Annotated in this window: 17 protein-coding genes, 2 tRNA genes and 1 pseudogene; 10 read left to right on the top strand and 10 right to left on the bottom strand. The window is 68.8% G+C overall.

Annotation, left to right across the window (positions count from 1 at the left end; translation table 11 throughout):
- The first annotated feature begins 198 nt into the window (after positions 1–198).
- From gyrB to ABTX78_RS11160, 4 genes are all read left to right on the top strand, one after another.
- Positions 199–2262 carry a DNA topoisomerase (ATP-hydrolyzing) subunit B gene (gyrB, locus tag ABTX78_RS11175; protein ID WP_352206518.1) on the top strand — a complete coding sequence of 688 codons (2064 nt, stop codon included), beginning with the start codon at positions 199–201 and terminating at the stop codon, positions 2260–2262.
- A gap of 40 nt (positions 2263–2302) precedes the next feature.
- Positions 2303–4906 carry a DNA gyrase subunit A gene (gene gyrA, locus ABTX78_RS11170; protein ID WP_352206517.1) on the top strand — a complete coding sequence of 868 codons (2604 nt, stop codon included), beginning with the start codon at positions 2303–2305 and terminating at the stop codon, positions 4904–4906.
- A gap of 3 nt (positions 4907–4909) precedes the next feature.
- Complete coding sequence (locus tag ABTX78_RS11165) at positions 4910–5575, top strand: DUF3566 domain-containing protein (RefSeq protein ID WP_502993844.1); 666 nt, start codon at positions 4910–4912, stop codon at positions 5573–5575.
- 59 nt (positions 5576–5634) lie between these two features.
- Positions 5635–5711, top strand: a tRNA-Ile gene (locus ABTX78_RS11160).
- Positions 5712–5766: 55 nt separating this feature from the next.
- Here ABTX78_RS11160 and ABTX78_RS11155 read toward each other — a convergent pair.
- From ABTX78_RS11155 to ABTX78_RS11135, 5 genes are all read right to left on the bottom strand, one after another.
- The gene (locus tag ABTX78_RS11155) at positions 5767–6924 is read right to left on the bottom strand and encodes a tyrosine-type recombinase/integrase (RefSeq protein WP_352206516.1); all 1158 of its coding nucleotides are present in this window, start codon (positions 6922–6924) and stop codon (positions 5767–5769) included.
- A complete protein-coding gene (locus ABTX78_RS11150; RefSeq protein WP_352206515.1) occupies positions 6924–7103 on the bottom strand; it encodes a helix-turn-helix domain-containing protein in 180 nt (59 codons plus the stop codon). Before ABTX78_RS11150 ends, ABTX78_RS11155 begins: the two co-directional genes overlap by 1 nt.
- Positions 7104–7105: 2 nt before the next feature.
- A complete protein-coding gene (repSA, locus tag ABTX78_RS11145) occupies positions 7106–8500 on the bottom strand; it encodes a replication initiator protein RepSA (RefSeq protein ID WP_352206514.1) in 1395 nt (464 codons plus the stop codon).
- Between the two features lie 26 nt (positions 8501–8526).
- Positions 8527–8838: an XRE family transcriptional regulator gene (locus tag ABTX78_RS11140; protein ID WP_352206513.1), complete on the bottom strand. Its 312-nt coding sequence runs from the start codon at positions 8836–8838 to the stop codon at positions 8527–8529.
- Positions 8839–8933: 95 nt separating this feature from the next.
- Positions 8934–9185 carry a hypothetical protein gene (locus ABTX78_RS11135; RefSeq protein WP_352206512.1) on the bottom strand — a complete coding sequence of 84 codons (252 nt, stop codon included), beginning with the start codon at positions 9183–9185 and terminating at the stop codon, positions 8934–8936.
- A gap of 174 nt (positions 9186–9359) precedes the next feature.
- On the opposite strand from ABTX78_RS11135, the gene ABTX78_RS11130 reads away from it, so the two are divergent.
- The 5 genes from ABTX78_RS11130 (at position 9360) to ABTX78_RS11110 (ending at position 14190) form a co-directional block, all read left to right on the top strand.
- Positions 9360–10097, top strand: coding sequence for a GntR family transcriptional regulator (locus ABTX78_RS11130; RefSeq protein ID WP_352206511.1), 738 nt, complete (start codon positions 9360–9362; stop codon positions 10095–10097).
- 549 nt (positions 10098–10646) lie between these two features.
- A complete protein-coding gene (locus ABTX78_RS11125; protein ID WP_352206510.1) occupies positions 10647–11189 on the top strand; it encodes a GNAT family N-acetyltransferase in 543 nt (180 codons plus the stop codon).
- 359 nt (positions 11190–11548) lie between these two features.
- Complete coding sequence (locus tag ABTX78_RS11120) at positions 11549–11914, top strand: amphi-Trp domain-containing protein (protein WP_352206509.1); 366 nt, start codon at positions 11549–11551, stop codon at positions 11912–11914.
- A gap of 249 nt (positions 11915–12163) precedes the next feature.
- Positions 12164–12298, top strand: coding sequence for a DLW-39 family protein (locus ABTX78_RS11115; protein WP_003958712.1), 135 nt, complete (start codon positions 12164–12166; stop codon positions 12296–12298).
- 416 nt (positions 12299–12714) lie between these two features.
- Positions 12715–14190 (top strand): hypothetical protein, encoded by a 1476-nt coding sequence (locus ABTX78_RS11110; RefSeq protein WP_352206612.1) that lies wholly within the window; start codon positions 12715–12717, stop codon positions 14188–14190.
- A gap of 50 nt (positions 14191–14240) precedes the next feature.
- On the opposite strand, the gene ABTX78_RS11105 is transcribed toward ABTX78_RS11110, so the two are convergent.
- Complete coding sequence (locus ABTX78_RS11105; RefSeq protein ID WP_352206508.1) at positions 14241–15611, bottom strand: serine/threonine-protein kinase; 1371 nt, start codon at positions 15609–15611, stop codon at positions 14241–14243.
- A 45-nt stretch (positions 15612–15656) separates the two neighbouring features.
- On the bottom strand, positions 15657–16205 hold the full coding sequence (locus ABTX78_RS11100; RefSeq protein ID WP_352206507.1) for a helix-turn-helix domain-containing protein: 549 nt from the start codon (positions 16203–16205) through the stop codon (positions 15657–15659).
- A 142-nt stretch (positions 16206–16347) separates the two neighbouring features.
- Between ABTX78_RS11100 and ABTX78_RS11095 the strand changes: the two genes are divergently transcribed.
- Positions 16348–16420, top strand: a tRNA-Ala gene (locus ABTX78_RS11095).
- Positions 16421–16787: 367 nt separating this feature from the next.
- On the opposite strand, the gene ABTX78_RS11090 is transcribed toward ABTX78_RS11095, so the two are convergent.
- The 3 genes and pseudogenes from ABTX78_RS11090 to ABTX78_RS36135 form a co-directional block, all read right to left on the bottom strand.
- Complete coding sequence (locus tag ABTX78_RS11090) at positions 16788–16973, bottom strand: hypothetical protein (RefSeq protein WP_352206620.1); 186 nt, start codon at positions 16971–16973, stop codon at positions 16788–16790.
- Positions 16970–17323 (bottom strand): hypothetical protein, encoded by a 354-nt coding sequence (locus ABTX78_RS11085; protein ID WP_352206619.1) that lies wholly within the window; start codon positions 17321–17323, stop codon positions 16970–16972. The genes ABTX78_RS11090 and ABTX78_RS11085 overlap by 4 nt, the downstream gene beginning before the upstream one ends.
- Before the next feature lie 157 nt (positions 17324–17480).
- Positions 17481–17606: pseudogene (locus ABTX78_RS36135) on the bottom strand (phage tail protein); the annotation flags it as partial.
- Positions 17607–17608: the final 2 nt, after the last annotated feature.

Below are 17608 nucleotides of genomic sequence, written 5' to 3'. Positions count from 1 at the left end.
AATGCCCGCGTGAGCCCTCTGGAGCCCCTGCCCGGATGTGGGGAGTCGGACGGCCGGTGTTGAGGGCGGCACATGCGGACTCAGCTACCGGCAAACCCCCATGAGTGTCGGCCGTACCGGTAGACTGGTGAGCAATCCCGCCTTCTCGCGGAACATGTCGAACGACGCAGCCGCTCCCGCCTGCCCGGAGAACGGCTTGTGCTGTGCCAGAAAGGGCGCTTCGTGGCCGATTCCGGCAACCCCAACGAGAACAATCCGTCCATCCCCGCCGGCGGACACGGCGAGGTCACCGCCTCGTACGACGCCAGCGCGATCACCGTCCTCGAGGGACTGGACGCGGTCCGCAAGCGCCCCGGCATGTACATCGGGTCCACCGGTGAGCGCGGTCTGCACCACATGGTGCAAGAGGTCGTCGACAACTCCGTCGACGAGGCCCTGGCCGGTCACGCGGACATGATCGACGTGACCATCCTGGCCGACGGCGGCGTGCGCGTCATCGACAACGGCCGCGGCATCCCGGTCGGCATCGTCCCGTCGGAGGGCAAGCCGGCCGTCGAGGTCGTGCTGACCGTCCTGCACGCGGGCGGCAAGTTCGGCGGCGGCGGTTACGCGGTCTCCGGCGGTCTGCACGGTGTGGGCGTGTCCGTCGTCAACGCCCTGTCCTCCAAGGTCTCCGTCGAGATCAAGACGGACGGCTACCGCTGGACCCAGGAGTACAAGCTCGGCGTGCCCACCGCGCCCCTCCAGCGCAACGAAGCGACCGACGAGACCGGCACGTCGGTGACGTTCTGGTCCGACCCCGACGTGTTCGAGACCACCGACTACTCCTTCGAGACGCTCTCCCGCCGCTTTCAGGAGATGGCCTTCCTCAACAAGGGCCTCACTCTGAAGCTGACGGACGAGCGCGACTCGGCCAAGGCCACCGCCGGTGCCGACACCGTCGAGGAGGCGGGCGAGGAGCCGGTCCGCACGGTCACGTACTTCTACGAGGGCGGCATCGTCGACTTCGTGAAGTACCTGAACTCGCGCAAGGGCGAGCTCATCCACCCCACGGTCATCGACGTCGAGGCCGAGGACAAGGAGCGGCTGCTCTCGGTCGAGATCGCGATGCAGTGGAACTCGCAGTACACCGAGGGTGTCTACTCCTTCGCGAACACGATCCACACGCACGAGGGCGGTACCCACGAAGAGGGCTTCCGGTCCGCCCTGACGGGCCTGGTCAACCGGTACGCGCGCGACAAGAAGCTGCTGCGCGAGAAGGACGACAACCTCTCCGGCGAGGACATCCGCGAGGGTCTGACAGCGATCATCTCGGTCAAGCTGGGCGAGCCGCAGTTCGAGGGGCAGACCAAGACCAAGCTCGGCAACACCGAGGCGAAGACCTTCGTCCAGAAGGTCGTGCACGAGCACCTCACGGACTGGTTCGACCGCAACCCGAACGAGGCCGCGGACATCATCCGCAAGTCCGTCCAGGCGCAGACGGCGCGCGTCGCGGCCCGCAAGGCCCGTGACCTCACCCGTCGCAAGGGCCTGCTGGAGTCCGCCTCGCTGCCGGGCAAGCTGAGCGACTGCCAGTCGAACGACCCCACCCAGTGCGAGATCTTCATCGTCGAGGGTGACTCCGCCGGCGGCTCGGCGAAGTCCGGCCGCAATCCGATGTACCAGGCGATCCTGCCGATCCGCGGCAAGATCCTGAACGTCGAGAAGGCGCGGATCGACAAGATCCTGCAGAACACCGAGGTCCAGGCGCTGATCTCGGCCTTCGGCACCGGAGTCCACGAGGACTTCGACATCGAGAAGCTCCGCTATCACAAGATCATCCTGATGGCGGACGCCGACGTCGACGGCCAGCACATCAACACCCTGCTGCTGACCTTCCTCTTCCGCTTCATGCGGCCGCTGGTCGAAGCCGGGCACGTGTACCTCTCGCGCCCTCCGCTGTACAAGATCAAGTGGGGCCGGGACGACTTCGAGTACGCGTACTCGGACCGTGAGCGCGACGCGCTGGTCGAGCTCGGCAAGCAGAGCGGCAAGCGGATCAAGGAAGACTCGATCCAGCGCTTCAAGGGTCTCGGCGAGATGAACGCCGAGGAGCTGCGCATCACGACCATGGACGTGGACCACCGCGTGCTCGGCCAGGTCACGCTGGACGACGCGGCGCAGGCCGACGATCTGTTCTCGGTGCTGATGGGAGAGGACGTCGAGGCACGGCGTTCCTTCATCCAGCGCAATGCCAAGGACGTTCGGTTCCTCGACATCTGAGTCGGTCTCAGCTGACCGCACGAAAGGACTTTGACCAGCAATGGCCGACGAGAACACCCCTGTGATGCCCGAAGAGGAACCCCCCGTTCCGGGTGTGGGGATGCGCGTGGAGCCCGTCGGGCTCGAGACCGAGATGCAGCGCTCCTACCTCGACTACGCGATGTCCGTCATCGTGTCGCGAGCGCTGCCCGACGTACGGGACGGTCTCAAGCCCGTCCACCGTCGTGTGCTGTACGCGATGTACGACGGCGGATACCGGCCCGAGAAGGGCTTCTACAAGTGCGCCCGCGTCGTCGGTGACGTCATGGGTACGTACCACCCGCACGGAGACTCCTCGATCTACGACGCCCTGGTCCGTCTGGCCCAGCCGTGGTCGATGCGCATGCCGCTGGTGGACTCCAACGGCAACTTCGGCTCCCCGGGCAACGACCCGGCCGCCGCCATGCGGTACACCGAGTGCCGGCTCAAGCCGCTGTCCATGGAGATGCTCCGGGACATCGACGAGGAGACCGTCGACTTCCAGGACAACTACGACGGCCGCAACCAGGAGCCGACGGTCCTGCCGGCACGGTTCCCGAACCTGATGGTCAACGGCTCGGCCGGTATCGCGGTCGGCATGGCGACCAACATCCCGCCGCACAACCTCCGCGAGGTCGCGGCCGGCGCGCAGTGGGCGCTGGAGCACCCCGACGCGACGCACGAGGAGCTGCTCGACGCGCTCATCGAGCGCATCAAGGGCCCGGACTTCCCGAGCGGTGCGCTGGTCGTGGGCCGCAAGGGCATCGAGGAGGCGTACCGCACCGGTCGCGGCTCCATCACGATGCGCGCGGTCGTCGACGTCGAGGAGATCCAGAACCGCCAGTGCCTGGTCGTCACGGAGCTTCCGTACCAGACCAACCCGGACAACCTCGCGCAGAAGATCGCCGACCTGGTGAAGGACGGCAAGATCGGCGGCATCGCGGACGTCCGCGACGAGACCTCCTCGCGGACCGGTCAGCGCCTGGTCATCGTGCTCAAGCGCGACGCCGTCGCCAAGGTCGTGCTGAACAACCTGTACAAGCACACCGACCTGCAGACGAACTTCGGCGCGAACATGCTGGCGCTGGTCGACGGCGTGCCGCGCACGCTGTCCCTGGACGCCTTCATCCGCCACTGGGTGACGCACCAGGTCGAGGTCATCGTCCGGCGCACGAAGTTCCGGCTGCGCAAGGCCGAGGAGCGGGCGCACATCCTGCGCGGTCTGCTCAAGGCTCTGGACGCGATCGACGAGGTCATCGCGCTCATCCGGCGCAGTGACACCGTCGAGATCGCACGCGGCGGCCTGATGGACCTCCTGGAGATCGACGAGATCCAGGCCAACGCCATCCTGGAGATGCAGCTGCGCCGACTGGCCGCCCTGGAGCGCCAGAAGATCGTGCAGGAGCACGACGAGCTGCAGGCGAAGATCAACGAGTACAACGCGATCCTCGCGTCGCCGGAGAAGCAGCGCCAGATCGTCAGCGACGAACTGGCCGTCCTGGTCGAGAAGTTCGGCGACGACCGGCGTTCCAAGCTGGTGCCCTTCGACGGTGACATGTCCATCGAGGACCTGATCGCCGAGGAGGACATCGTCGTCACCATCACGCGTGGCGGCTATGTGAAGCGCACGAAGACCGACGACTACCGCTCGCAGAAGCGGGGTGGCAAGGGCGTACGGGGCACGAAGCTCAAGGAAGACGACATCGTCGACCACTTCTTCGTCTCCACCACGCACCACTGGCTGCTCTTCTTCACGAACAAGGGCCGCGTCTACCGGGCCAAGGCGTACGAGCTCCCCGACGCCGGCCGGGATGCCCGCGGGCAGCACGTCGCCAACCTGCTCGCCTTCCAGCCGGACGAGCAGATCGCCGAGATCCTGGCGATCCGCGACTACAACGCCGCGCCCTACCTGGTGCTCGCCACCAAGGGCGGCCTGGTCAAGAAGACCCCGCTGAAGGACTACGACTCACCCCGCTCGGGCGGCGTCATCGCGATCAACCTGCGGGAGACGGACGACGGCAGCGACGACGAGCTGATCGGCGCCGAGCTGGTCTCGGCCGAGGACGACCTGCTGCTCATCAGCAGGAAGGCCCAGTCGATCCGGTTCACCGCGACGGACGACGCACTGCGCCCGATGGGCCGTGCGACCTCGGGCGTCAAGGGCATGAGTTTCCGTGAGGGGGACCAGCTCCTCTCGATGAATGTGGTGCGGCCCGGTACGTTCGTGTTCACTGCTACCGACGGTGGGTACGCGAAGCGGACCGCTGTCGACGAGTACCGCGTCCAGGGTCGCGGTGGCCTCGGTATCAAGGCCGCCAAGATCGTGGAGGACCGTGGTTCGCTCGTGGGCGCGCTGGTGGTCGAGGAGACAGATGAGATCCTCGCCATCACCCTTGGTGGCGGTGTGATTCGTACGCGAGTCAACGAAATCAGGGAGACGGGCCGTGACACCATGGGCGTCCAACTGATCAACCTGGGCAAGCGTGATGCCGTTGTCGGCATCGCTCGCAACGCCGAGGCTGGTCGTGAGGCCGAAGAGGTCGAAGGGACCGACGAAGCCGACGCCGGTGGGGCCGAGGCTGCTGTCGAGGGCACGGAGTCCTCGGCCGGGGAGCACGAGGAGTAGAGCGTGAGTGGAGCCACGGGCGCCGGTTCGGCCGCTGCCGGAGCTGCTGGAGCGAACGGTGCCCGTGGCCCTGCCGCGGACTCCCAAGGCGGGGGCACCCCCGCCGAAGGCAGGGGGATGACGGTGACGGACACCCGCGGGGCCCAGCCCCCGTACGAGACGTATGCGGGCGAGCAGCCGGCCCCTCAGCAGGCGGCACAGCCGTACCACCCGCCGCAGGCCTACCAGTCGCCCCAGGGCGGCGGCGGGACCCAGGCAGGCGTGCGCCTGCCGCGCACCGGGGCGCGGACGACTCCGCGGACCCGCAAGGCGCGGCTGCGCGTCGCCAAGGCCGACCCCTGGTCGGTGATGAAGGTCAGCTTCCTGCTTTCCATCGCGCTGGGCATCTGCACGGTGATCGCGTCCGCGGTGCTGTGGATGGTCATGGACGCGATGGGCGTCTTCTCGACGGTCGGCGGGACGATCAGCGAGGCCACCGGCTCGAACGAGAGCAACGGCTTCGACCTCCAGTCGTTCCTGTCGCTGCCGCGCGTCCTCATTTTCACGTCGGTCATCGCGGTAATCGATGTGGTGCTGGCCACAGCGCTGGCGACGCTCGGAGCCTTCATCTACAACCTCTCCGCGGGGTTCGTGGGCGGCGTCGAGCTCACGCTGGCGGAGGACGAGTAACCGATTTGGGAGCTGCGCCAGACGTGCGCTAATCTTCAGAAGTCAGCGCACAGCGCGGCGGGGCTATAGCTCAGTTGGTTAGAGCGCATCCCTGATAAGGATGAGGCCACAGGTTCAAATCCTGTTAGCCCCACCAGCCAAAAGACCCCCAGCCGATCATGGCTGGGGGTCTTTTGCATCAGTAGCTGACATCAGCCGATGAGCGGATCTTCCAAGAGGTCCGCGAGCAGAGCCGCAGCCTCGCGCCGATCGTTGTCCACAACGTGTGTGTAGATGTCCATGGTCATGCTGATCTGGCTGTGCCGGAGGATCGCCTGGGCCACCTTGGGATGCACCTTCAGGAAGGCAAGCAGCGTGCCGCAGGTGTGCCGAGCCAGCCGGACCGTGATGCGGCGCAGACCGGCCCGCTTGATCAGGGCGTCGAAGGTCCGTGAGAAGCCGCGAGGCTCGATCATTCCGCCGTGCCGTTCAGAGAAGATCAGGTCCTCGTTCGAGGCCTGCTGCCAGGCGTCACCGGCGATCTTCCGTTCCAGCTCTTGCAGGTGCCGCCGTTCCTCCAGCGCGTTCGCACAGAACTTCGGCACCGGCAGCACGGCCTGAGACGACTCGGTCTTGAGGTCTTTGAGCACCAGGCCGCTGTCATCCCGCTGGACCTGCTTGACCGGGGTGAACTGCTGACGGTCGAAGTCGATGTCCTGCCAGCGCAGGCCCAGGACCTCACTCCGCCGCAAGCCGAGCACCAGGACGAGGACGCAGGCCGCGTAGAGACGGTGCGCCCGCACAGCACGCAGGAACTCGATCGCCTCGCGGGCGGACCAAGGCTTTCCCTCCCCCTTGGTCACCTTTGGCATGTCGACCAGCTCGGCGACGTTACGCGTCAGCAGCTCTTCCAGCCGGGCCCGGTTGAGCGCGTTCCGGAGGACCCGCAGTACCTCGAAGCGGGTTGCGGCCGGCACACCCTCGCGATGCTCCAACGTCGTCATGAACGTGCGGACCTGAGCAGGCGTGAGCCGAACCATCGACTTCTTTCCGAGGTGCGGCATCAGGTAGAGCCGGACCTTGGACTCGTACTTCGCGTAGGTGTTGTACTCCCGGCTGGGCTTCACGATGTGCTGCAGCCAGTAGGCCAGCCACTCCCCGACCGTCCAGCTACGGGACGGGATCGGGACACCGTTGCGCTCGTGGTCCTGGAGCTTGCCGAGCTTCTCAGCTGCTTCGTCGTACGTCGAGCCGTACACGAACTTCCGCACTCGGTGCCCGTCCGTGTTGGTCACGTAGGCAGCCCCTTGATACCGGCCGTCCTTGCGCTTGGTGATGGTTCCCCCACCGTTGGGGCGACGTTTCGCCATCAGGCAGCCTCCTCAAGACGGGACGCGAGGAAGGAACGCAGGCCGTCCGCAGGGATACGGCGACAACGTCCGATGGTCAGGGAGGGAAGACGATGCGTCCGGATCAGGTCGTAGACCGCCGTACGGCCGACCTTGAGCCGGGCCATGACTTCCGGCACGGTCAGCAGCTCGTCAGTCATCGTCACCACTCCCCGTCGTCGTATTGGAGGCTCGCGAGGGCTTCGCGGGCGGTGTCGCGGTTTTGCTTGAGGTCTTGGGCGATGGAGGCTGCGAGCCAGGATTCGCCCGGGGTGTGGCCTTGTCCGGCGTACTCCCAGTGCGCGATCACGAGAGTGGTGTCTTCGGTGGCGTCGTCGTCCTGGTCGTGGTCGGGCAGGCCCTTCTCCCGGCGTTCTTGCTGGGCACGCCAGTCGGCCCGGGCACCGCGTAGCGCTCCGAGGGTGGTGGAGTAGTGGGGTGTCTTGGTGGAGAAGTGGCCGCGGAAGCCGAGCATGTGGGACCAGTGCGCGAGGAGGCGTTCCGGGTAGTGCGGATCGAGGTCCCAGCAGGCTTCGATCAGGCGCCGGGTGTGGTCGGGCAGGCCGGGGTGGAAGTCGAGTTCTCCGAGTTCGCCGATGCGGCGGTCGAGGGTGCCGGTGGTCTCGGCTGCCTTGGTGGCGTACTTCGCGACGTAGGCACCCACGGCCCGTTCACTCAGGTCGGCCTGGTCCTCCAGGACGCCGATGGGCTGCACGTCGATCTGCGTTCCCCAGTGCAGAATCCGGGAGGGGAGAGGGCCGGCCGCTGCGAGCGGGACCGTGGCCCGTGCGGCAGCGGCCCGGATCGCGTCGGTGAGGAGCTGCACCGTGGCCCAGGCCGGGGGCGGGGTGTCGGGGCCGTCCGGTCCGTCGATGCGGATGACCGCGTGGAAGTGGACCGCGCCGCGCTTTTGGAACTCGGCGACCTTCCCGAACGAGACCCGTGCCTGTTCCTTGCACGCTGCCTGGGTGAGTCCGGCGCGGGCGGCGACCTCGCGGCGCAGGTAGATGGTGAACCGCTGCCACAGAGCTCCCGCGTGGTTGTTCCACAGCACCGCCCCGGCGTAGTCGTAGCGGCCGGGATCCAGCGCGGTCCCGAGCGCGGGATCGTCCTCGAGGTGGGCGGCGCCGCAACGGCAGCGGCCCGCAGTGGGGCGGTTGTGGACCGGGCCGAACGAGGGCGCTGTGAGGGTAGCGAAGACGCGGGGACGCTCGGCCACCGTGTCGGGGATGCCCTTGCCGCCGACCAGCCCGGCCATGATCAGGTGATAGGTGTCCCCGGCGTAGGTCCAGGCACAGGACGGGCAGCGCGAAGCACGGCGGTTGCCGCAAGCGATCCGCAGACGCCCGCCCGGCTCACTGCTGGTGGAGTACTCGAAGAACTCCCCCGTGCGGGTGTCGACCGTGCGGGAGTGGCCGGACAGGTGGATCGGCTGAGCACAGCCACCCGTACGCCGGACCTGTTCCTGCCAGCGCTCGAAACGAGAAGAACTGGCGACCCGCAGCATGTCGACCAACGTCATCGGGGCAACGCCCACGGCGGCCGCAGTGTCAGCCACGGCCGCCGAAGACAGGACAGGCGCAGTCACGCAGCCACCTCCCCGAGCCGTCCGGTCAGGTCCTCGATCACCGATTCCAGAGCGGCCACCCGCTCGGTCAGCGTCGACGCGGCGGCGGGGCGCGTGAAGCCGAGCTCATCGGGAGTGGCACGGAAGATCGCGCAGAGCAGGACCTGATACGTCTGGCCCGGCCGATGCGTGTCGTTCTCCCACCGGGAGATGAAGACCTTGAGCGACTTCTCGGCCGCGATGTCCCAGCCCCAGTGCTCGGCCAGGAGCAGCAGCGCCCGCACCACCTTGATCTGCGACCAGCCCCGAGCCAGCCGGGCACGACCCAAAGGCGTGTCCGGAGCCCGCAACGCAGGCGGCTGAACGGGGCGACTGGACGGCTGCACCGGAGCGGGACCGGCGACGAGAGGGACGATCGAGGCGTTCACGCGGCCACCGCCCCAGCCAACGCGAGCGACTTGCCGGTCTCCCAGTCGAACGGCGTAGCCACCGGGCAGCGTTCCAGGCCTCGAGCGTTGTGGACCAGGACGCCGACACCGTTGACCTTGAGCCAGTCCGCACCGCCAGCGATGCCACAGGCGTGGCACGGCGACGGAACGACATGAGCGTCCTCGGTGCGGGACAGCGGAGCCGATAAGAGTGCGGGGTGGTGTGTGACGTAGAGCGTCGCGGGCATGATGGAAGCTCCCTTCGAGGGAGCCGGGGACGGCGATTCTGCTTGGCGGTAGGCCGCCGCCCCCGGCGAACGTGTACTAGCTCACGTTATATATACGTGTGCTAGTACGCAATCACAAGGGCTTTGCGGGGTACTCTTCTCTGTGTGCTAGCTGACGAGCTCGGAGGAGGAGAAATGACACCGCGAGTCCAACGGGCCGCGCCGCCGTTCATGCAGATCGCGGATCACTTCCGACAGCTGATCGTCGATGGCGCCCTGCCACAGGACACCAAGCTGCCGTCCATCGCTGAGATCGCCGAAGAGTGGGGCGTAGCCACCGCCACGGCAGCGAAGGGTGTGAAGCAGCTCCAGGCCGAGGGGTACGTGCGGTCCTCGACGCAGGGCACGTTCGTGGACCTCGGACGGAAGCTGACGAGCGGCTCGGACCGCCTCCAGCTCCAGCGGGCGACGGGTAGCGGCTTCCGCCCCGGCGAGCGCGTTGAGATCGTGAGCGCTGGTCTGGTGCCCGCGCCAGCCGGTGTCGCCGAGGCTCTCGGGCTGGACGAGGGTGCACAGGTCGTCCGTCGCCAGCGGCGGTACTTGGACGACGAGGGTGTCGTCACCCTGTCCACGTCCTGGCTGCCGGGTGAGCTGGCCGAGAGCGCCCCCGAGCTGGCAGTACCGGAGACGCTGCCGAAGATGACGTTCGGTCTGATCGAGGACCGGACCGGGCGGCGTGCTGTGCGGAGGCGTGACGTGGTGTGCGTGCAGCCTGTGCCCGAAGACGCAGCTGCCCTGCTCGATGTCGAGGCGGGCACTCTCGCCCTGACCATGAGCAACTACTACTGGGACCAGCACGGCTCTGTGACGGAGTACGCCACCGACTTCATGGGGGCGGGACGCCAGCTCACGGCGGAGTACGACCTGAACTAGTCCAGTTCCAGTGGGCCTGTTACAGGTTTCTCTACCTCGATCAAGGCCCGCGCACGGCGCGGGCGCGCGCCGCCTCTGCGGCGCGGCCTGCCTCCTGTCTTCGCCCCGGCTGGCCGCGCCCGGCGGCGCGCTGCGTGCAGCGGGCAAGGGCGGGACGTCATCCGCGGGCACAAGATGATGCCTCCGGCGGGGGATCGGCCGGCACCGGGATGGAGGGGGCGCCGTTCCCGACTGCGGGTCCGTACTGGCGTGCGCGGGGAGCTCCCATCCCGTCCGCCATCGACCCAGGCAGAGCCGAGCAGACGCGGCCCCTGGCGTCCAGGTCGTTCGTACAGTGGCGCGCTCCACCTGGACGCCAGGAACCACGCCCGCTCCACGGTGTGTGGGTCGACGGCGGACGGGATGGGAGCTGGGGCGGGTGGGGGGCTGATGAAAGGCCGAGTGCACCACCACGGCCGGGGTGTGAGAGTCCCCGGAAAATACTGGTGAGCCTTTGCCTGCCCCCGGTTATCCTGCCTCGTCCTGAACAGGCCAGGGAGGTCCCCCAGCATGAGCAGCATCACGTCGTCCTTTCCCGAGCGGATCGAGCTCTCGGGGGAGGGTCTCGTCCTCCGCGACTGGACGGAGGCGGACCTGGCCGCGATGCCGGAGCTATTTGACCACCCCGACATCGCGTACTGGACACCGATGGCCTCCCCCTTCGACAAAGCGGCCGCCCGCGCACGGCTGGACCGGGACCGGCAGCTGCGGGCGGACGGAACGACGATCCTGCTCGCCATCACCGTCGACGGCGGCGCTCCGCTCGGCGAGGTGATGCTGCGGCGTGCCTCCGAGGGCACGGAGCTCGGCTACGCGATCGGCCCGGCGCACCGCGGCCAGGGGCTGGCGGCGCGGGCGGTACGGCTGATGGCCGCGTACGCCTTCGAGCAGCTGGGCGCGAGGCAGGTGATCCTGGAGCTGGAGGCCGAGAACGCCGCCAGCGTCGCCGTAGCCACCAAGGCGGGCTTCAGACTGCTCGACGTGCCGCTGATCACGGGTGAGGAGAAGGGGCGACCCTACGCCCTACAGACGTGGGGTCTGGACCGCCCCTGACCCTCTGCCTCCACCAGGCTGCCAAGGGGACAAAGGCGGCTGACATCAATGGCTGACACCAACAGGCACGAACAACAGCAGTCGAGGCCGAACCTCGGCGCACAGCAACGCCAGGCACAGGCAGGGTTGGCCTGCGTCGGCGGCCCCGCGTGATCGACCTGATAAGGATGAGGCCACAGGTTCAAATCCTGTTAGCCCCACCAGCGAGAAGACCCCCAGCCGATCACGGTTGGGGGTTTTCCGCATTCGGTGGGTGCGGCCTCGGCCGTTCCGGTCTCTCGCCGGTTGTGAAGATGTCCGATCCGGTGCTTGGCATCAGAATTGGGGTTACCCCCTGGTTCCGCCGGATCGGAGACGCCATGACGGACCTGAAGTTCGAGCAGAAGCGCTCGCTGTCCCGTCTGGAGGCGGCCGATCAGCTCACGGCGCTCGCGGAGGCACTGAGGCAGGGCGGGGACGTCTCACTGGAACTCGGGTCGGGGACGGTGAGTCTCAGGATTCCCGACGACCTTCGCAGCGAGATCGAGGTCGAGATCGGTGACGGAGAGATCGAGCTGGAGATCGAGTTCACCTGGCCGATCTCGCACGGAAAGGCCGCGCCCTCGACGGCCGCGACGAGCACAGCGGCGACTGCCAAGAGGCGCGGGAGTACGCCCCCCGAGGCCGCGCGGAGCAGCACCAGCAGGCGCAGGAGCGCGAAGCGGTCCGCCGCAAAGGCGTCCTGAGGCGCCCGCGGGGCCGGCCGCGAGTTCTCCGTCCCGTCCGCCGGCGGTGGTGTTTCGCCGGTACGACAACTAGGCCGGTGGTTTCGGCAAACGGTGATGACGCCGATGAGTAGGAGCGGATCGATCGCTTTGTCCGGGGCTCCAGTTGGGCCCTGCGCGGGACGTACGCAGGTCACCGATCGGTATCGGTCGGTGTGTATAGTCGGGCGCCAGAAGTCCTCATACGTCAAGGAAAGACGAGGTCGCGCGGTGAAGAAGCTTCTCCTGGTCGCACTGGCCGCCATCGGCGGGCTCCTCGTGTACCGCCAGATCCAGGCGGATCGCGCCGAGCAGGATCTGTGGACGGAGGCGACTGACTCCGTGCCCGCAGGTTCGGGTGTGTGAGACGCAACAGTCTTGGTTGAAGCCCCGGTCGCTCGAAGCGGCCGGGGCTTCGTGCTGTCCGGGTGCCGGACCCGGGTGCCGGGTGCGGCGTGAGGCTTCCTCCCGTAAGTTCACTCAAGCAAACTAGTTGCTTGCTCAAGCAAAGTCGATGGGTGTCGCGGGGGAGCGCGCGCGGCCGGCAACGAGGCGGACGACATGGGCCATTCGTCGCCCGCCGCAGACAGCGGAGCGGGCGACGGGGCAGGATGGTCCCCCCGCGGTGATCGCCGCGGTTGCGGGGCGGGGTGGCCGTCATGATCGCGGTCCGCTGCTCGTCCGTACGCGACACGGGCCGGGCATGCCACCGACACGACCAGTACACCGAGGAGAAGCGCGTGAAGAGGCAGCGCGGCAGCGGCCGGGTGACGCCGGCGGCCATGGCCGCCCTGGCGGCAATGTGCGTGGTGGCGGCACTGCCGACGCAGGCTCTGGCAGCCGGGGAGCCCCATCCGTACGTCTTCGACAGCGAGGCCAAGACGGTCAAGGGGGCGGCGGTCAACAGCGACGGGCCGGCGTTGACGGCCGGATCGGCCTATCGGGACTCGATCAAGCCGGGCGAGAAGCGCTACTACCGCGTCGATCTGGACGCTCGGACGAACGCCTACATCTCCGCGGTGGCGGTACCCGGGCTCAAGACCGAGGTCGCCTCCCCGGACAAGGTCTCCGTGAGCATCGAGGACCGCTCGGGAACCAAGTGCGGCAGCGGCGACGCCCAGTTCGGCTCTGCCGCGTACGCCAGGCCGATCGCCGCGTACGCGGACCGGATGATCGACAAGGACAGCAGCAGCTGCCAGGAGGCCGGCGCCTACTACGTCCTCATCGAGCGGGACGGCGACGCGGCGTCCGCCCCCGAACCCTGGGACGTGGAGATCCGTTTCGCCACCGAGCCCGGCCTGAAGGCGGCCGGTGCGACGGCGGCGCCCGAGAACTGGCCCTCAGCCTCTCCCCCGCCCCCGGCGGGCAGCCCGCAGAAGCGCGCCGGCGGCACGAGCTTCTCCGACGCCACCGGCATCACCGAGGGCGAGTGGCAGGACGAGATCCTCCCGGGCCGGACGCGGTTCTACCGGGTGCCGCTCGACTGGGGCCAGCAGATCTTCGCCAGCGCCGACCTGGGCACCAGCCCGACGGCCTCCGACACCACCCAGAGCGTGTCCAGCGCCCTGTCGGTGTCCCTGCACAACCCAGCTCGCGGTCTCGTCGACGAGACCGCGAGCGTGTACTACGACGGGAAGCAGAAGTCGGTCGCGCTCGACCCGGTGCCGCCGGTGGCGTACGAGAATCGCTTCGACTCGACCGACTCCACGAACGCCATGCGGTTCGCGGGCTGGTACTACCTCGCGGTGACGCTGAGTCCCGAGGTCGGCGCGGAGTACGGGAGCACGGCGCTCTCGCTGACGCTCCGGGTCAACGTCACGGGACAGGCGAAGGCCGCTCCCCCCTACGACGGTGCCGCGGGCGACTTCCAGGTCACCGAGGACGACCAGGCGGCCGCGGACAGCGGGAAGAGCGGCTCGGGCGAGGACGGCGGCGACCCGCTGCAACTGGTGGCCGCGGTCCTGATCGGTACCGGCACGGTGCTGCTGCTCGGACTGGCGGTGTGGCTGCTGCTGAAGCGCCGGCGGGCTTCCGGCGCACCTGCGGGCCCAAGCGCTGGTGCCCCGGCGGTGCCGGGGCAGGGGCCGGCGACGCTCCCGGATCAGGGGCACGTGCCGGGCGGTCACGCGCAGGGTGGTCAGGTGCCCGGGCAGGCCTCGGGCGGCCAGGTGCCCGGTGGGCACGGGCAGGGCGGCCAGGTGCCCGGGCAGGCTCCGGGGGCGCAGCAGGGGCAGTTCGGGCCGCCACCGAGCTGGTAACCCGGCGGGAAGCCCCCACGGCCACCGGCCACGAGAGCCCGCCTGGGGGCTCAGGCCTGGGTCAACGCCCAGATGCCCACGGCGAAACAGAGCAGCGCGACGATCAGCATCGGGACCGCGACCTTCGGGGGCGGTCCCGTTCGCTGTGTGCCCGCCCTCGAAACCGGCGCGTGCGGGAACGGAACCTGAGGGCTCTGAGCGGTGTAAGCACGAGTGAGAGGCGATTCGTAGCGCATCGGGGCCGTCGGAGCGGTCCCGGAGTGCGCGGGCTGCTCCGGCGCGGGGTGGCCCGGAGGGGAGGCGTGGTGCGCAGTGGGGGGAGCAGGTGTTGGGGCCGGCTGTGGGGCTGCCGGGACGGGGGGCGGAGTGGCCGGCTGCACGGGATGGTCCACGTACGGCGGGACCGCGGGCGGCTGCCGGGGTGGAGGAGTGAATGGGAAGCCGCCCGTCCGCGACGGCGGGTGGGCCGGCTGTACGGGGGGCTGCGGCGGCTCGGCGGCCGGTGCCGTGTACCCGGCCGGCGCGCTCTGCGGGAACGGCTGCTCGGGGCCGCAGGGGCCGAAACCCGGGGGCAGAGGCCCCAGTTGGTCGAAGACCTCGACCGGTTCGTCGTCGGGCCCGGGTTCAGGAAGCACGTCGACGGCCGCGGTGAGCGCCTTGCGCGCTCCTGTGGCCGTACGGAAGCGCGCATCGGGGTCCGGCTGCAGCAGACCCGCCAGGACCTGCCACAGTGGCTCGGGTATGCCCGCCGGGGCGCCCGGGGTGCCGTGGTGCGTGAAATGCTCCACCAGCGCACGGGAGTCGGGCTTCTGCCCCTGGAGCAGATAGAGCGCGACCAGGCCGACCGCGAAGAGGTCCGCGGTGAACTCCGGCTCCGCGCCCAGCATCTGCTCGGGAGCGAAGTACCCGGGCGTGCCCACCACATGGTTGGTCTCCGTCAGCCGGGGCTCGCCCTTGCGCATGGAGATGCCGAAGTCCGAAAGACGCAGATGCGGCCGCTTGGTCCCGGTCGCCTCCAGCAGGATGTTCGCCGGCTTGATGTCGCGGTGCACGACCCCCTCCGCGTGCACCGCGGCCAGTCCGGACAGCAGCTGGTCGAGCAGCGTGCACACGAAGGCGGGTGGCAGCGGGCCGTAGTCCCCGATGAGATGCGCCAGCGATCCGCCGCTCACCAGGTCCATGGTGAACAGCACCTTGTCGTCGTCCGCCGCCCAGCTCGCGGGAGCGAGGACATGGGGGTGATCGATCCGCAGCGCCTGCTCGCGGACGAAGCGCAGCAGGGTGTGCGCGTCGCTCTGCTGCAGCACCTTGGCTGCCACATAACGACGGCGCCGGTGGTCCCAGGCGCGCCAGACCGCACCGACACCACCGCGCCCGATCGGGTCGATCAGCTCGTACCGACCAGCGAAGACCTCACCCATGGCGCTGCGCCCGCTCCCGTTCCCTCGTGAGGCGTCCGCCCCGCGTCAGTTCTGGTGCGATTCGTAGTGGGCGACGGCGTCCGCGGTACGCCCGGCGCCGTACACCCGGAGGAACTCTGCCAGCTCCGGGTGGCTCGGGGCGAGGGAGTCGGCGGCATCGATGATGTCGCCGGCGGCGGCCACGGAGCGCAGCAGCGACTGGATCTCACGGACGACCCGGCGCACTGTCGGAGCCCCGGAGCTGTTCGTGCTCTGGCTCGTTCCGGTGAGGACGGACCCGCCCTGCGACTTCTTGATCTCTTCCATCCGCTCGGTGGCTTCGACCGCGCTGACGCTGCCGTCGGCGACAAGACTCGCCAACTCCTGCAGCGCCTGGACGCGTTGGACCACCGCGGGATTGCCGATCTTGGCCCGCTGACCGCTCATCAGCTGCGACAGCATGGGAGCCGACAACCCGAGCACGGCTGCGAGCCGGGCCTGGTTGAGGCCCAGGTCGTCGATCAGCCGGCGGAAGAGCGCCCCCAACGGCTCCCCGTACCAGCTGCGCTGCAGCTCCCTGGCTCTTGCGGTCGTTTCCTGCTGAGCGGCGTCCATGGCGTCTCCCCATCGCTTTCCCCAAAGCGGGCTTCGCTGCTGCGAACCACGTCGTGCATCTTACGGAGAGTGGTCGCCCACCGGGAGCCCCAAACCCTTTTGCAGGAACCCGGGGGTGACCCGGTATTGTGGTCCGCGACCAGGGGCCTTAGCTCAGTTGGTAGAGCGCTGTCTTTGCATGGCAGATGTCAGGGGTTCGACTCCCCTAGGCTCCACACCCCGAAAACCCCTCTGACCTGCGGAGACGTCGGCCAGAGGGGTTCTTTGGGTCTGCGTCGACTGCGTGTCGTGACGCCTCCCACGCAACGTGCTCTTCACGGCTTCGAACGTGAGCGAGAGAACAAGGACGGAACGGCCGGTCGCACCGCCCTGTGGTGGGCCGCGGCGGCGCACGAGGTCCGGGTCCACGCCGGGGCCGGTCGGACCCTGGAGCATCCCGGTGAGGTCGCCGGTGGCGTCCTGTTCGCTGCCGCAGCGCCGGTCCAGGACGGAGGACACCTCCAGGCCGTCACCGAGCGCCTGCCTCGGCTGCCACCGCGACGTACCACCCCAGCACCAGCCGACCGAGCACTGCCGGCCGAGTCAGCCTCGCTGGAAGAACTCCACCTCCGCCAGGGCCAGATGGCGGCCCGGGAGCAGGCCGACGGCCGAGCGCAGCACCAGGCGTACCTTCCGCACGTTGCTGTACCCGGTGGGGATCGTCTGGTCGCCCGGTTTGTCGCTGAGGGTCAGCTCCTTCTTGTGCGTGGTGCCGTCCTGCGCCGTCACCTCCAGGTCCATCTGGAGCGCGCGTGCCTGGAGGGCGTACCGCTGCGGCTCCTTGGACGCGCCGTTGGTGATATCACGTCGACCAACCGGAACGGCTTGCGGAAGGTGTACGTCACCGAGGCGCCCGTCACGGGCGCGCCCCAGTAGCGATTGCTCAGCCCGTCCGTGGTGTCCTTCGGCGGGTGCCCCGGCACCGAGGCGCTCGCCTCGGTGCTCATGGGCGTCACGGGCTTGGCCTTGCCCAGTTTGTCCCTGGTGTCCTCGATCAGGGCACGTCCGGCCGGCATCAGCAGAAAGCCGCCCGCGCACAGCGCCAGCACTACGGCCAGGACCACCAGGAACCGCGTCACCCCGCCCGAACTCGCCCGCACCCGGCGGCGGAACGGCCACACGGTCCGCCGCCACGGCAGCGGGTCGGGCTTCGCAGCGGGCTTCAGCTCCGCCGCACAGCGCCGACAGAACCGGCGGCCCGGCTGATTGGCCGTACCGCAGGCGGGACAGGGCACACGGGGCGAGGACGGTGTCGAGGCCGGCGGTGAACCGCTGCGCGAAGTCGTCGTCGGCATAGAGGGCGGGCAGTTGCTCACCGATCGGGTACCGGCTCGGCAGACCGGGCGCGGCGGCACGGCTCATGA

It is taken from the genome of Streptomyces sp. NPDC096193, assembly GCF_040302905.1.
Taxonomy (GTDB): Bacteria; Actinomycetota; Actinomycetes; order Streptomycetales; family Streptomycetaceae; genus Streptomyces.
This window is presented reverse-complemented; position numbering and strand designations above follow the sequence as displayed.

What these genes read in the sequence shown, in the direction of transcription:
- ABTX78_RS11105 (WP_352206508.1), bottom strand. Translation starts at nt 15,611, where the DNA reads ATGGGTGAGGTCTTCGCTGGTCGGTACGAGCTGATCGACCCGATCGGG.
- ABTX78_RS11120 (WP_352206509.1), top strand. Translation starts at nt 11,549, where the DNA reads ATGACGGACCTGAAGTTCGAGCAGAAGCGCTCGCTGTCCCGTCTGGAG.
- ABTX78_RS11110 (WP_352206612.1), top strand. Translation starts at nt 12,715, where the DNA reads ATGGCCGCCCTGGCGGCAATGTGCGTGGTGGCGGCACTGCCGACGCAG.
- ABTX78_RS11125 (WP_352206510.1), top strand. Translation starts at nt 10,647, where the DNA reads ATGAGCAGCATCACGTCGTCCTTTCCCGAGCGGATCGAGCTCTCGGGG.
- ABTX78_RS11135 (WP_352206512.1), bottom strand. Translation starts at nt 9,185, where the DNA reads ATGCCCGCGACGCTCTACGTCACACACCACCCCGCACTCTTATCGGCT.
- ABTX78_RS11100 (WP_352206507.1), bottom strand. Translation starts at nt 16,205, where the DNA reads ATGGACGCCGCTCAGCAGGAAACGACCGCAAGAGCCAGGGAGCTGCAG.
- ABTX78_RS11130 (WP_352206511.1), top strand. Translation starts at nt 9,360, where the DNA reads ATGACACCGCGAGTCCAACGGGCCGCGCCGCCGTTCATGCAGATCGCG.
- ABTX78_RS11155 (WP_352206516.1), bottom strand. Translation starts at nt 6,924, where the DNA reads ATGGCGAAACGTCGCCCCAACGGTGGGGGAACCATCACCAAGCGCAAG.
- ABTX78_RS11150 (WP_352206515.1), bottom strand. Translation starts at nt 7,103, where the DNA reads ATGACTGACGAGCTGCTGACCGTGCCGGAAGTCATGGCCCGGCTCAAG.
- gyrA (WP_352206517.1), top strand. Translation starts at nt 2,303, where the DNA reads ATGGCCGACGAGAACACCCCTGTGATGCCCGAAGAGGAACCCCCCGTT.